At 69.0% G+C, this 14,109-nt stretch carries 13 protein-coding genes and 1 pseudogene; 9 read left to right on the top strand and 5 right to left on the bottom strand.

Features of this window, described 5'->3' with window-relative positions:
- The first annotated feature begins 25 nt into the window (after positions 1-25).
- The 8 genes from atpE (at position 26) to FQY83_RS05985 (ending at position 7,438) form a co-directional block, all read left to right on the top strand.
- Positions 26-301: a F0F1 ATP synthase subunit C gene (atpE, locus tag FQY83_RS05945; protein WP_146386023.1), complete on the top strand. Its 276-nt coding sequence runs from the start codon at positions 26-28 to the stop codon at positions 299-301.
- A 53-nt stretch (positions 302-354) separates the two neighbouring features.
- On the top strand, positions 355-840 hold the full coding sequence (locus FQY83_RS05950; protein ID WP_146386025.1) for a F0F1 ATP synthase subunit B: 486 nt from the start codon (positions 355-357) through the stop codon (positions 838-840).
- 4 nt (positions 841-844) lie between these two features.
- The gene (locus FQY83_RS05955) at positions 845-1,372 is read left to right on the top strand and encodes a F0F1 ATP synthase subunit delta (protein ID WP_146386027.1); all 528 of its coding nucleotides are present in this window, start codon (positions 845-847) and stop codon (positions 1,370-1,372) included.
- A gap of 146 nt (positions 1,373-1,518) precedes the next feature.
- Positions 1,519-3,084 (top strand): F0F1 ATP synthase subunit alpha, encoded by a 1,566-nt coding sequence (gene atpA / locus FQY83_RS05960; RefSeq protein ID WP_146386029.1) that lies wholly within the window; start codon positions 1,519-1,521, stop codon positions 3,082-3,084.
- Between the two features lie 118 nt (positions 3,085-3,202).
- Positions 3,203-4,066 carry a F0F1 ATP synthase subunit gamma gene (atpG, locus tag FQY83_RS05965; protein WP_146386031.1) on the top strand — a complete coding sequence of 288 codons (864 nt, stop codon included), beginning with the start codon at positions 3,203-3,205 and terminating at the stop codon, positions 4,064-4,066.
- 93 nt (positions 4,067-4,159) lie between these two features.
- Positions 4,160-5,563 (top strand): F0F1 ATP synthase subunit beta, encoded by a 1,404-nt coding sequence (gene atpD, locus FQY83_RS05970; protein ID WP_146386034.1) that lies wholly within the window; start codon positions 4,160-4,162, stop codon positions 5,561-5,563.
- A 21-nt stretch (positions 5,564-5,584) separates the two neighbouring features.
- Positions 5,585-6,010: a F0F1 ATP synthase subunit epsilon gene (locus FQY83_RS05975; protein ID WP_146386036.1), complete on the top strand. Its 426-nt coding sequence runs from the start codon at positions 5,585-5,587 to the stop codon at positions 6,008-6,010.
- A 255-nt stretch (positions 6,011-6,265) separates the two neighbouring features.
- Positions 6,266-7,438 carry a DmpA family aminopeptidase gene (locus FQY83_RS05985; RefSeq protein ID WP_202878162.1) on the top strand — a complete coding sequence of 391 codons (1,173 nt, stop codon included), beginning with the start codon at positions 6,266-6,268 and terminating at the stop codon, positions 7,436-7,438.
- Between the two features lie 27 nt (positions 7,439-7,465).
- Here the strand turns inward: FQY83_RS05985 and FQY83_RS05990 are convergent, their stop codons facing one another.
- Entirely contained in the window at positions 7,466-7,849 is a 384-nt protein-coding gene (locus FQY83_RS05990; protein ID WP_146386040.1) for a GtrA family protein, read from the bottom strand.
- A 286-nt stretch (positions 7,850-8,135) separates the two neighbouring features.
- On the opposite strand from FQY83_RS05990, the gene glmU reads away from it, so the two are divergent.
- The gene (glmU, locus tag FQY83_RS05995) at positions 8,136-9,503 is read left to right on the top strand and encodes a bifunctional UDP-N-acetylglucosamine diphosphorylase/glucosamine-1-phosphate N-acetyltransferase GlmU (RefSeq protein WP_146386042.1); all 1,368 of its coding nucleotides are present in this window, start codon (positions 8,136-8,138) and stop codon (positions 9,501-9,503) included.
- 123 nt (positions 9,504-9,626) lie between these two features.
- Here the strand turns inward: glmU and FQY83_RS06000 are convergent, their stop codons facing one another.
- From FQY83_RS06000 to FQY83_RS06015, 4 genes and pseudogenes are all read right to left on the bottom strand, one after another.
- The gene (locus FQY83_RS06000; RefSeq protein WP_146386364.1) at positions 9,627-10,949 is read right to left on the bottom strand and encodes a sensor histidine kinase; all 1,323 of its coding nucleotides are present in this window, start codon (positions 10,947-10,949) and stop codon (positions 9,627-9,629) included.
- On the bottom strand, positions 10,949-12,289 hold the full coding sequence (locus FQY83_RS06005; RefSeq protein ID WP_146386045.1) for a sigma-54-dependent transcriptional regulator: 1,341 nt from the start codon (positions 12,287-12,289) through the stop codon (positions 10,949-10,951). The genes FQY83_RS06000 and FQY83_RS06005 overlap by 1 nt, the downstream gene beginning before the upstream one ends.
- Positions 12,290-12,356: 67 nt before the next feature.
- A pseudogene (locus FQY83_RS06010) lies at positions 12,357-12,710 on the bottom strand (four helix bundle protein); the annotation flags it as partial.
- A gap of 59 nt (positions 12,711-12,769) precedes the next feature.
- Entirely contained in the window at positions 12,770-13,999 is a 1,230-nt protein-coding gene (locus tag FQY83_RS06015) for an ABC transporter permease (RefSeq protein WP_146386047.1), read from the bottom strand.
- Positions 14,000-14,109: the final 110 nt, after the last annotated feature.

Consider the following 14,109-nt stretch of genomic DNA (forward strand, 5'->3'; position numbering starts at 1 on the left):
CCTGACGCTGTACGGAGAGACCACCATGGAAAACATCGCCCTCTACGCCGAAATCGCCAAGTTCACGGTGATCGCGGCCGGCCTGCTGATCGGCCTCGGCGCGCTCGGCACCGCCATCGGCTTCGCCATCCTCGGCGGCAAGTTCATCGAGGGTTCGGCCCGCCAGCCGGAACTGACCCCGATGCTGCAGACCAAGATGTTCATCGTCGCCGGCCTGCTCGACGCCGTGCCGATCATCGGCGTCGCCATCGCGCTGCTGCTGATCTTCGCCAACCCGTTCCTGTCCGCGATCGCGGGCTGATCACCGGTCTTGGCTAGCGCCGGCGCATCGTGCGTCGGCGCACGGAGCACGTCATGGATATCAACCTGACTTTCATCATCCAGGGCCTCGCGTTCTTCGCGGTCGCCTGGCTGGTGATGAAGTACGGCTGGCCGCACATCATGGCGGCCATCGAGGAACGCCAGCGCAAGATCGCCGAAGGCCTCGCCGCCGCCGACAACGCGCAGAAGAACCTGGCGCAGGCCGAGGAGAAGGTCGCCGACGAGCTGAAGGCGGCCCGCGCCAAGGCCAACGAGATCATCGAGCAGGCGCATCAGCGCGCGAACCAGATCGTCGACGCCGCCAAGGCCGAGGCGATTGCCGAAGGCGATCGCCAGAAGGCGCTGGTCGAGGCCGAGATCGCGGCGTCCGCCAACCGCGCCCGCGAGGACCTGCGCAGGCAGGTGTCGTCGCTGGCGGTGGCCGGCGCCGAGAAGCTGCTGCGCCGCGAGATCGACGCCAACGCCCACAAGGCGCTGCTCGACGAGCTGGCGTCCGAGCTGGCGGGCAAGGCGGCCTGACCCGATGAGCCAGGCCCTCACCCTCGCCCGTCCCTACGCCCGCGCCGCGTTCGCGATCGCGAAGGATGCCGGCGCGTTCGCGCCGTGGTCCGACGCGCTCGGCTTCGCCGCGCGCGTGGCGGTCGATCCGCAGGCGGCGACGCTGCTCGGCCATCCGGCGCTGGCCCGCGAACAGGCGGTCGAGCTGCTCTCGCCCGACGGCGCCTCGACCGGGTTCCGCGATTTCCTCGCGCTGCTGGCCGACAACCGTCGGCTGGCGCTGCTGCCGGAGATCGCGGGCCTGTACGAGGAACTGCGCGCGGACGCCGAACGCGTCGTCAAGGCGAAGGTGACTTCGGCCGCCGCGCTGCCGGCCGGCGAGCTCGACACCATCAAGGCCGCGCTGCGCAAGCGCTTCGGCCGCGAGGTCGAGGTCGAGGCGGCGGTCGACGAGGCCCTGATCGGCGGCGCGGTGATCGCGGCCGGCGACGTGGTCATCGACGGCTCGCTGCGCGGGAAGCTGGCGCGGCTGCAGTCGGCGCTGGCGGGATGAAGCCGTGATTCGTGATTGGTCATTCGTGATTCGAAAAAGCAGGCACTGAGCCGCTCTTCCCAATCACCGATCACGAATCACCAATCACGAAAAACAACAGAAATCCGAATGCCGCACACCACGGCATGCGACCAGGAAACGAAGCAATGGCAACCACCACGCTCAACCCGTCCGAAATCAGCGAGCTGATCAAGAACCGCATCGAGAAGGTCAAGCTGGCCGCCGAGGCACGCAACGAAGGCACCGTCACCTCGGTGTCCGACGGCATCGTGCGCATCTACGGCCTCGCCGACGCGATGCAGGGCGAAATGATCGAGCTGCCGCCCGCTCCCGGCGGTACCGCCACCTACGCGCTGGCGCTGAACCTCGAGCGCGACTCGGTCGGCGCGGTGGTGCTCGGCGACTACGAGCACCTGCGCGAGGGCGATACCGCCAAGACCACCGGCCAGATCCTCTCGGTGCCGATCGGTCCGGAACTGCTCGGCCGCGTGGTCAACGCGCTGGGCGAGCCGATCGACGGCAAGGGTCCGATCGAGGCCAGGCTGTCGGCGCCGGTCGAGCGCGTGGCGCCGGGCGTGATCTGGCGCAAGTCGGTCGACCAGCCGGTGCAGACCGGCTACAAGTCGGTCGACGCGATGATCCCGATCGGCCGCGGCCAGCGCGAGCTGGTCATCGGCGACCGCCAGACCGGCAAGACCGCGATGGCGATCGACGCGGTGATCAACCAGAAGGGCACCGGCATCAAGTGCGTGTACGTCGCGATCGGCCAGAAGGCCTCGACCGTGGCCAACATCGTGCGCAAGCTCGAGGAGAACGGCGCGCTGGCGCACACCATCGTGGTGGCCGCGACCGCGTCCGAGTCGGCCGCGATGCAGTACATCAGCGCCTACTCCGGCTGCACCATGGGCGAGTACTTCATGGACCGCGGCGAAGACGCGCTGATCGTGTACGACGACCTGTCCAAGCAGGCCGTGGCCTACCGCCAGATCTCGCTGCTGCTCAAGCGCCCGCCTGGCCGCGAAGCCTATCCGGGCGACGTGTTCTACCTGCACAGCCGCCTGCTCGAGCGCGCCGCGCGCGTGTCCGAGGAGTACGTCGAGAAGTTCACCAACGGCGAGGTCAAGGGCAAGACCGGTTCGCTGACCGCGCTGCCGATCATCGAGACCCAGGCCGGCGACGTGTCCGCGTTCGTGCCGACCAACGTGATCTCGATCACCGACGGCCAGATCTTCCTCGAGACCGACCTGTTCAACGCCGGCATCCGCCCGGCCGTGAACGCCGGCATCTCGGTGTCGCGCGTCGGCGGCGCGGCGCAGACCAAGATCATCAAGAAGCTCTCGGGCGGCATCCGCATCGCGCTGGCGCAGTACCGCGAGCTGGCGGCGTTCGCGCAGTTCGCCTCGGACCTGGACGAAGCCACCCGCAAGCAGCTCGAGCGCGGCCAGCGCGTGACCGAGCTGATGAAGCAGAAGCAGTACCAGCCGATGTCGATCGCCTACCAGGCGCTGTCGATCTACGCCGTCGACAAGGGCTACATGGACGACGTGCCGGTCAGCAAGATCCTCGCGTTCGAGGAAGCGCTGCACGCCCACTTCGCCAACACCCAGGGCGCGCTGATCGACGAGATCAACGCCAGCGGCAACTGGAACGACGAGATCGAGGCCGCGTACAAGAACGGCATCGAGGAGTTCAAGAAGACGGGCTCGTTCTGAGTCCGTGTGATTGGTGATTCGTGATTGGTGATTCGTAACAGCAACAGCAGGTGAGTGATGGGATGGGGTTCGTTTTTCGAATCACCAATCACGAATCACCGCGAGCGGAGCGAGCTAGATGGCAGGCGGCAGGGAAATCAAGACCAAGATCAAGAGCGTGCAGAACACCCGCAAGGTGACGCGCGCGCTGGAGATGGTCTCGGCCTCGAAGATCCGCAAGGCACAGGAGCGGATGAAGGCCTCGCGCCCGTACGCACGGGCGATGAAGCAGCTGATCGGGCATCTCGCGCAGGCGAATTCCGAGTTCCAGCATCCGTACCTGGTCGAGCGCAAGGACGTGAAGCGGGTCGGCTACATCATCGTCTCGTCCGACCGCGGTCTCGCCGGCGGCCTCAACAACAATCTGTTCCGCAAGCTGCTCGGTGAGATCCGCAAGTGGCAGGAGCAGGGCGTCGAGGTCGACGTGGTCACCATCGGCCAGAAGGCGACGGTGTTCTTCCGCCGCCTGAAGGTGCAGATGCGCGCCAGCGTCACCCACCTCGGCGACCGGCCGCAGGTCGAGCAGCTGGTGGGCGTGGTCAAGGTCATGCTCGACGCGTACGACCAGGGCGAGGCCGACCGGGTCTTCCTCGTCTACAACGACTTCGTCAACACCATGACCCAGCGCGCGGCGTTCGACCAACTGCTGCCGCTGCCGGCCTCGGACACGGAGGTCGCCGCGCACGACTGGGACTACATCTACGAACCCGACGCCGAGAGCGTGCTCGAGCACGTGCTCACCCGCTACGTCGAATCGCTGGTGTACCAGGCGGTGATGGAGAACGTCGCCTCCGAGCACGCCGCGCGCATGGTCGCGATGAAGTCCGCCAGCGACAACGCCACCAAGCTGATCGACACGCTGAACCTGGTCTACAACAAGGCCCGCCAGGCGGCGATCACCCAGGAAATTTCCGAGATCGTCGGCGGCGCGGCGGCAGTTTGACATCCTATGTAGGAGCGGCTTCAGCCGCGACTGCACCAGATCGCGGCTGAAGCCGCTCCTACGAAAGCATTAGAGAGTTCAGAGGAAACGAAAATGAGTCAGGGCAAGATCGTTCAGATCATCGGCGCGGTCGTCGACGTGGAGTTCCCGCGCAGCGAAGTGCCGAAGGTGTACGACGCGCTGAAGGTGCAGGACACGGAGATCACGCTCGAGGTGCAGCAGCAGCTCGGCGACGGCGTCGTGCGCACGATCGCGCTCGGCTCCACCGACGGCCTCAAGCGCAACCTGCTGGCCGACAACACCGGCCGCGCGATCTCGGTGCCGGTCGGCGCCGGCACGCTGGGCCGCATCATGGACGTGCTCGGCAGGCCGATCGACGAGGCCGGCCCGGTGCAGTCCGACACCACGTGGGAAATCCACCGCGCCGCACCGTCCTACGAGGACCAGTCCTCGACCACCGAGCTGCTGGAGACCGGCATCAAGGTCATCGACCTGATGTGCCCGTTCGCCAAGGGCGGCAAGGTCGGCCTGTTCGGCGGCGCCGGCGTCGGCAAGACCGTCAACATGATGGAGCTGATCAACAACATCGCGACCGAACACTCGGGCCTGTCGGTGTTCGCCGGCGTCGGCGAGCGCACCCGCGAGGGCAACGACTTCTACCACGAGATGCAGGAGTCGGGCGTCGTCAACGTCGAGGAGCACGCCAAGTCCAAGGTGGCGATGGTCTACGGCCAGATGAACGAGCCGCCGGGCAACCGCCTGCGCGTGGCGCTGACCGGCCTGACCATGGCCGAGTACTTCCGCGACGAGGGCCGCGACGTGCTGCTGTTCGTCGACAACATCTACCGCTACACCCTGGCCGGCACCGAAGTCTCGGCGCTGCTGGGCCGCATGCCGTCGGCGGTGGGCTACCAGCCGACGTTGGCCGAGGAAATGGGCGTGCTGCAGGAGCGCATCACCTCGACCAAGACTGGTTCGATCACCTCGATCCAGGCCGTGTACGTCCCCGCGGATGACCTGACCGACCCGTCGCCGGCGACCACCTTTGCCCACCTCGACGCCACCGTCGTGCTGTCGCGCAACATCGCCTCGCTGGGCATCTACCCGGCGGTGGACCCGCTGGACTCGACCTCGCGCCAGCTCGACCCGAACGTCATCGGCCACGAGCACTACGACACCGCGCGCCGGGTGCAGGCGACGCTGCAGAAGTACAAGGAGCTCAAGGACATCATCGCGATCCTGGGCATGGACGAGCTGTCGGAAGAAGACAAGCTGGCCGTGGCCCGCGCGCGCAAGATCGAGCGCTTCTTCTCGCAGCCGTTCACGGTGGCGCAGGTGTTCACCGGCTCGCCGGGCAAGTACGTGTCGCTGAAGGAGACGATCCGCGGCTTCAAGGGCATCGTCGACGGCGAGTACGACCACCTGCCGGAGCAGGCGTTCTACATGGTCGGCGGCATCGACGAGGCGGTCGAGAAGGCCAAGAAGCTCGCGGCGTAAGCCGGTTCGGGAAGCGAAGACATGGCATCCACCATCCGTTGCGACATCGTCAGCGCCGAAGCCGAGATCTTCCAGGGTGAAGCGACCTTGGTCGTGGCCACCGGCGAGATGGGCGAGCTCGGCATCGCGCCGCGCCACGCGCCGCTGATCACGCGGCTCAAGCCCGGCAAGGTCGTGGTGACCCAGGCCGACGGCAGCCAGCTCGACTTCGCCATCGGCGGCGGCATCCTCGAGGTGCAGCCGCAGCTGGTGACGATCCTGGCCGACACCGCGATCCGCGCCGACGACATCGACGAGGCCAAGGTGCGTGCGGCCAAGGAAGAGGCCGAGCGCGTGCTGGCCGGCCGCGGCGAGGCGATGGAAGTTGCCGAGGCGCAGCAGAAGCTGGCCGAGGTCATGGCCCAGCTGTCGGCGCTGGAGCGGCTGCGCAAGAACCTCAAGCACTGAGACGCGCACTCTGCGTCGCTCCGAAACGCCGGCCTCGTGCCGGCGTTTTGCGTTTTGCCGCGCTTTCCCGCCGGCCTCGATCTCCGTCATTCCCGCGAAGGCGGGAACCCAGTGTCTTTTGTCGCCGTAGATGCAAAGACGCTGGGTCCCCGCCTTCGCGGGGATGACGGAAGATCGGAGCGTGGATTGCCGCTCGCGCAGTACGGCGGTGGCGATTGCGACACAATGGCGCGACACAACTCCCGGGAGCGCGCAATGGCGAACTGGCGAAGCGGTTGGCTGCTGGCGGCGATGATCGCCAGTGCCGCGGGTGCGGCGGAACCGCAGGCTGACACGGCCGAGCGCCCTCGCGCACGCGAGGCCGGCGTCATCATCGGCACGCTGCCCCCCGGCCCGCGCAACGCGATCGTCGACGTGTCGGGCGTCGCGGTTGGGCATGCCACCGTGGTCGAAGGCGACGCCATCCGCACCGGCGTCACCGCGATCGTGCCGCATCCCGGCGACCTCTACCGCGAACGCGTCCCCGCGGCGATCGTGGTCGGCAACGGCTACGGCAAGCTGCTCGGCGTCACCCAGGTCGAGGAGCTGGGCGAACTGGAAACGCCGATCCTGCTGACCGGCACGCTCGGCGTCTGGCGCGCGGCCGACGCGCTGGTCGAACGGCAGCTGGCGTTGCCGGGGATGGAGCAGGTGCGCTCGCTCAACCCGGTCGTGGGCGAGACCAACGACGGCTTCCTCAACGACATCCGCGCGCGTCCGCTGCGGCCGGAACACGTGCGCCGGGCGCTGGACACGGCCTCCGCCGACAACGTCGACGAGGGCGCGATCGGTGCGGGCACCGGCACGGTCGCGTTCGGCTGGAAGGGCGGCATCGGCACCAGCTCGCGACGGCTCGATCCGGCGCGGGGCGGGCATACGGTCGGCGTGCTGGTGCAGAGCAACTACGGCGGGCGGCTGACCATCGACGGCGTCGCCCTCGACGGGGTGCGCCCGGACAGGACCTCCGCGCGGAATGCCGGCGATGCGCCGCCCGCCACCGGCGACGGCAGCATCATGATCGTGGTCGCCACCGACGCGCCGCTGGACGACCGCCTGCTGCGGCGGCTGGCGACGCGCGCGCTGCTGGGCGTGGGACGCACCGGCTCATCGATGAGCAATGGCTCGGGCGATTACGTGATCGCGTTCTCGACCGCGCGCGAGGTGCGCAGGACGCCGGGATCGGATCGCCATGCACAGCAGGTCCTGGCCAACGACGCGATGACGCCGCTGTTCGATGCGGTCGCCGAGGCGACCGAGGAGGCGATCGTCAACTCGCTGTTCCGCGCGGAGACGACCTCGGGCCATCGCGGCACGGTGCAGGCGCTGCCGCTGGCGCGCGTGCTCCCGCTGCTGCGTCGGCAGGGCGCGGCCGAAACGATCGCGCGATGATTCGCCTGCGCGTACCGGACCGGTGCGTCAGCGCTTGTAGATCCAGTGCCGCGACAGCACGAAGCCGACGAGCCCGAGGGCGATCTCGAGCACGGGCTTCGCCAGCCACGCCCACTTCAACCCGAGCACGTCGTCGATCGCACCCATGGCGAGGGTGCTGGCCGCGGTCGTGCACAGCCACATCAGCGCGAAGCGCTGGAACTGCACGCGGCCCATCGCCGAGCCCTCGCCGGCGAAGGTGAACTTGCCGTTGAGCCAGTAGCCCAGCAGCGCGCCGCTGACGCGGCCGCTGACGTTGGCCGGCTCGATCAGCATGCCCATGTGCGAGAGCCAGACGGTCACGCCCCAGTCGACCAGCCACTGCAGGCCGCCGATGGCGAGGTAATGGCTGCCCTGGCGGCGCAGGCTCATGGGGCGCACCCGTGGCTGGGATTCGGCAGGGGTGCGGGAGCGGTCATGGACCGCAAGCCTAATGGGTTCGGGGTGAATGGAACATCGGCGGCGGGGTGGGGTACCCGCCGAAGCGATCATCATCCCGGCGAAGCCCTTGGAGCATCCAGCAAAATGAATTCTGTCATCCCGAGCGCAGCGAGGGACCTTGTCTCCGGAGCCAGAAAAGCGAGATCCCTCGCTGCGCTCGGGATGACATTCTGTTAGATGCTCTTAGAATCCCAGCCTTCGATCCAGCGGAAATCCCATGAGTACGCCCCTGCACGTCGTCATCCTCGCCGCCGGCGAGGGCAAGCGCATGAAATCGGACCTGCCCAAGGTACTGCAGAAGATCGCCGGCCGGCCGATGCTGGCGCACGTGATCGACACCGCGCGCCAACTGCAGCCGGCCGGCATCCACGTGGTCTACGGCCACGGCGGCGACCAGGTGCGCGCGGCCTTCGCCGACCAGCCGGAGCTGACCTGGGCCGAGCAGGCGCGCCAGCTCGGCACCGGCCACGCCGTGCAGCAGGCGATGCCCGGCGTGCCCGACGACGCGCGCGTGCTGGTGATGTACGGCGACGCGCCGCTGTTCACCGCGCACACGCTGCGCCGGCTGCTGGCGGCCGAAGGCCGGCTCGCGCTGCTGGCCGCGGAACTCGACAACCCCACCGGCTACGGCCGCATCCTGCGCGACGCCGAGGGACGCGTGGCCGCCGTGGTCGAGGAGAAGGATGCCAGCGACGAGCAGCGCGCGCTGCGGCTGGTCAACACCGGCGTCATCGTCGCCGACTCGACCGCGCTGAAGGACTGGCTGTCGCGGCTGTCGAACGACAACGCGCAGGGCGAGTACTACCTGACCGACGTCGCCGGCATGGCCTCGGCGGATTTCACCGCCGCGGAGATCGTCAAGGTCGACGACCCGCGCGAGACCGAAGGCGCCAACGATCCCTGGCAGCTGGCCCAGCTCGAGCGCGCGTTCCAGCTGCGCGCGGTGCGCGCGCTGTGCCTGCAGGGCGCGCGCGTCGCCGATCCGGCGCGCATCGACATCCGCGGAGAGGTGGTCGCCGGCCGCGACGTCGAGATCGACGTGGACGTGGTGTTCGAGGGCCGGGTCGAACTCGGCGACGGCGTCCGCATCGGGCCGTTCACGCGGCTCAGGGACGTGGTGCTCGGCGCCGGTACCCGGGTGCGCGCGCACTGCGACCTCGAGGGTGCGCGTGCGGAAGGCGCGGTTACCATCGGCCCGTTCGCGCGCCTGCGCCCGGGCACCGTGCTCGCCGACGGCGTGCACGTGGGCAACTTCGTCGAGACCAAGAACGCGACGCTCGGCGTCGGCAGCAAGGCCAACCACCTGAGCTACCTCGGCGACGCGGTGGTCGGCGCCAAGGCCAACATCGGCGCCGGCACCATCACCTGCAACTACGACGGCGCCAACAAGTCGACCACCACGATCGGCGACGGCGCCTTCATCGGCTCCAACAGCGCGCTCGTGGCACCGGTTGCGATCGGCGCCGGCGCGACGATCGGCGCCGGCTCGGTGATCAGCCACGATGCGCCCGGAGGCGAGCTGACCGTCGCGCGCGCGAGGCAGGTGACGATCGAGGGTTGGCAGCGCCCGCAAAAGAAGTCGTAGGAACAACTGTCTGCTCCTTCCCCCGCACGCGGGGGAGGGCGTCCGCTTGCAGGCGCTTCAGGCGCAATCGCATGATGGGGCAAGCGCAGGACCGCGCCTGTCGGCGCTCCTGCGGGCAACAGATCAGGGGCCGCCCTGCGCGGGCAGCACGATCGACACGCACAGCCCGCCGCCGTCGCGGTTGAGCAGGGCGATGCGGCCGCCGTGCGCTTCGGCGATCTCGCGCGCCAGCGCCAGGCCGAGGCCGGTGCCGCTGCGCTTGGTCGAATAGAAGGGCAGCAGCGCGTTCGCCAGTACCGCCTCGTTCATGCCGCTGCCGCGGTCGAGTACGTCGATGCGCCAGCCGTCGGCGATCCGGCGCACGGCGAGCGACACCGTGTCCGCGGCGGTGCCGGACTCGTGCGCGTTCTTGAGCAGGTTCAGCAGCGCCTGCTCCAGCTGGCCGGGATCGAAGCGCACGATCTCGTCGGGGATCGTGCCGTCGACGGCGAAGTCCACCTGGTTGCGCAGCTTCTCGACGAACGGCGGCAGGCGCGTCGGTTCGTTGCGCGGCGCCGGCAGCTTGGCGAAGCGCGCGTAGTCGCGCAGGAAGCCTTCGAGGTGGCGCGCGCGTTCCTCGATCGTGGACAGCGCGATCGGCAGCTTTTCGTGCTGGCCGCGGCGCAACAGCTCGGCGCCCGAGTGCGCGAGCGAGGCGATCGGTGCCAGCGAGTTGTTGAGCTCGTGGCTGATCACGCGGATCACTTTCTTCCAGGTCTGCACTTCCTGCCGCCGCAGTTCGGCGGTCATCTGCCGCAGCAGCACCAGTTCGTGCAGGCGGCCGTTGAGCCGGAACATGCGCCGCGCGAGGTGGTAGATGTCCTCGCGGTCCTCGTCGCCGACGGTGAACATGCCATCGCCGCCGCGCGCGAAGGCTTCGCCCACCGCGGGCGGCGCGGCCTGCAGCAGGTCGTCGAGGGAGTGTCCTTCGAGCCGTCGCCCGTCGCCCAGCATCCTGCGCGCGGCGAGGTTGCCGAGCACCACGCGCCGCGAGGGATCGAGCAGCAGCATCGCCACCGGCGTGTTCTGCACCATGGTGTCGAGCAGCAGTTCGCGCTGCACCAGCGACAGGCGCTGGTCGCGCAGGGTCTGGCCGAGTTCGTTGTGGGCGTCGACCAGCTCGATCAGGTCGCCGTAGCGGTCCCAGGTGATGCCGAAGCTGAAATCGCCGTCGCGGTAGCCGGCCACGGTGCCGGCGAGCGCGCGGAACAGCGCGCGCAGCGGCACGAACGTGCGCCAGACGACGAGCCCCATGGCCGTGCCGGCGACGAGCGCCGCGATCGCGGCGGCCTGCCACGGCGGCAGCCAGCGCGCCAGCAGCGCGGTGAGCGCGGCGGTCGCGAACACGCCCAGCAGGACCAGCGCGACCATCCGGATCGCCAGCGGCAGGACGCGGAGGATGCGCATCAGCCGCGCGGGATGCCGTAGCGGTCGAGGCGCCGGTACAGCGCCTGGCGCGACAGGCCGAGCTCGGCCGCCGCCTGCGCGAGCACGCCGCCGCTGCGCTGCAGGGCGGCCTCGATCGCGGCGCGGTCGGGCTCGTCGCCGGGATGCGCGGGCGAGGCCGACGCGAGCGCCTGCAGGCCCAGCGCCTCGGCGTCGATGCGCTCGCCCGACAGCAGCGCCGCGCGCTGCACCGCGTTGCGCAGCTCGCGCACGTTGCCCGGCCAGGCATGGCGCAGCAGCGCGCGCTCCGCGCCCTCGCCGAACCGCTTGCCGGGGGGCAGGAAATGGCGCGCCAGCGGCAGGATGTCGCGCGGCCGCCTGGCCAGCGGCGGCAGGCGCAGCTCGATGCCGTTGAGCCGGTAGAACAGGTCCTCGCGGAACTGCCCGCCGGCGATCATCGCCGGCAGGTCGGCGTTGGTCGCGCTGACCACGCGCACCTTGACGCTGCGCTCGGCGTGGCCGCCCAGGCGCTGGAAGCGGCCGGTCTCGAGCACGCGCAGCAGCTTCACCTGCCCCGCGGGCGGCAGCGTGCCGATCTCGTCGAGGAACAGCGTGCCGCCGTCGGCCGCCTCGAACTTGCCGGCGCGCGCCTTGTTGCCCGCGCCGGTGTAGGCGCCGGGTTCGGCGCCGAACAGCTCGGCCTCGATCAGCTCGTTCGGCAGTGCGCCGCAGTTCACCGCGATGAACGGACCGGCGCGCGCCGCCGAGTTGTAGTGGATGATCTCGGCGTATTTTTCCTTGCCGGCGCCGTTGGGGCCGGTGACCAGCACCGGCAGCTCCGAGCGCGCCACCTGCAGCGCCAGCGCCAGCACGGTTTCGCTGGCGACGTCGTCGTAGACCAGGCCGCGCAGGTCGTGCTGCTGCGCGAGCGCACCCCGTCGGCGGCGCTCCTCGCCGCTGCGCGCGGCCAGCTCGCGCCGGGTCTCGGACAGTTCGAGCAGGTTGTTCACCGTGGCCAGCAGCTTGTGGTCGTCCCAGGGCTTGCCGACGTAGTCCGCCGCACCCGCCTTGACCAGGTCCACCGCCGATTCCAGCCGCGTCCACGCCGTCAGCAGGATCACCGGCATGTCCGGATGCTGCGCGCGGATCTCGCGGAACAGGGCCACGCCCTCGTCGCCGGAGGTGGTGTCGGCGCGGAAGTTCATGTCCTGGATAACGAGGTCGACGCCGCCGCGCTGCAGCACTTCCAGCCCGGCCTCCGGCGTTTCCGCGCGCAGGACGTGGATGTCGTGCAGCGAGAACAGCAGGTCGAGCGCGGTGGCGACGGAGGGGTTGTCGTCGATGACGAGGACGGTGGGCATGTGGAGGGGCTAGGGGCTGGGGGTTGGGGGTTGGGGGTTGGGGAAGCCTGGAGTTCAGGGATTTCATGAGACCGCGGAGCATGCGGCCGGCTTCGTCCAGCTGTGGCATGAGCTTCGACGTGGCGTCGGCGGGGAGGAAGCCGAGTCGTTGCGCGAGTGTGAGCTGCGTCTTCAGTTCGGCGATGGAGCCCATGCTCATCGACAGGAAGCGCAGGAAATCACGGGTGCTGGCACGAGCGTGTCCCTCCGCGATGTTGGATGGAACGGACACCGCTGCCCGGCGAACCTGCGCGGTCAAGCCGAAGCGTTCACCGGGCGGAAAGGCCACCGAAGCGGCGTACACCGATTCGGCGATCGACATGGACAGTCGCCACACTTCCAGGTCCTCATGGCTGAGGACGACTGCCTTCCGACGTTCCATGTCCACCCATCCAGGCGATCCAGCCCCAGTCTAACCCCTAGACTCCAATCCCTGACCCCCTACACGCTCCGCGTCGCGATCGCCGGCGGCACCGCCGCGGCGCGGCGGGCGGGGCCGAACACGGCGACCTGCCCGAGCAGCCACAGCGCGACCGCGCCGATCGGCAGGTAGTACAGCGGCAGCCGCGGCAGTTCGTACTTGCCCATCAGCACCTGGTTGATGCCGAAGGCCAGCAGCATGCCCAGCACGATGCCGATGGTCGCGAGCAGGAAGTTCTCGGTCTGGAAGTAGCGCAGGATCTGGCCCTTGGTCGCGCCCAGCGCGCGGCGCACGCCGATCTGCTTGGTGCGCTGCTGCACCCAGAAGCTGGCCAGGCCGACGATGCCCAGCGCGGTGATGAACAGCAGGCTGATGCAGACGATGCCCAGCAGCCAGGCCATCGCCCGCGGGGCCTGGTAGAACTCGTTGCGCAGCTGCTCGAAGGTCTTGGTGTTGTCTTCGAGGATGATGCGGTTGGGCGCATTGGCGCGCAGCGCGGCCACGGAGGCCTTCAGCACCTCGTCGCGGCGCGCCGGATCGGTGCGGATCACGTAGTTGCCGCCGACGCTGTAGTGCGGGCGGATCGGGAACACCATCGTGTACTCGCGCGCGGCGGGGCCGCCCTGCATGCTCGGGCGCACGAGGTGCTCGACCACGCCGACGACGCGGATCGGCGCATCGCCCCAGCTGTAGAACGTTTTGCCCACGGCGTCCTCGCCGGGGAACAGCTGCTCGGCCATCTTGCGCGTGATGATCGTCGCGCCGATATTGTCCGCGGCGCCGCTGTCGACGGCGGCGAACTCCAGGTATTCGTCGGGCAGGAAGTCGCGCCCGGCGACCAGCTTCAGCCCGAGGGTCTCGACGAACTGGTCCTCGGCCATGTAGACGCTGGCGTTGAGCGTCGACCGCGGCTGCTCCTGGGCCAGCCGCACGCCGCTGTTCCAGGACGAGTTCACGAACGGCACCTGGTTCATCGCGGTGGCGGCGGTGACGCCCGGCAGGCCGCGCAGCGTGGCGAGGTCGGCCTTGGTCTGCGCCTCGGCGTTGTCGTCGCTGCCGATGCCGGTGAGCTGCACGCGGACCAGTTCGTTCTCGGCCAGGCCGCTGACCTCGCGCACCTGGGTGATCCGCTCGCCGATCATGAACAGGGCGTTGCAGATGATCGCGCAGGTCAGCGCGATCTCCAGCACGATCAGGGTCGCGGCGGTCTTGTGGCGCAGCAGCGTGGACAGGATGGGGCGGAATTCCATGGTGGTCTCCGGGGGCTTCTTCTTTTGTCATTTCGACCGCAGGGAGAAATCTCGTCTCCGGTGCAGGGGAGGGAAGATTTCTCCCTGCGGTCGAAATGACAGGTTCTCTG

It is taken from the genome of Luteimonas marina, from assembly GCF_007859325.1.
GTDB lineage: Bacteria > Pseudomonadota > Gammaproteobacteria > Xanthomonadales > Xanthomonadaceae > Luteimonas > Luteimonas marina.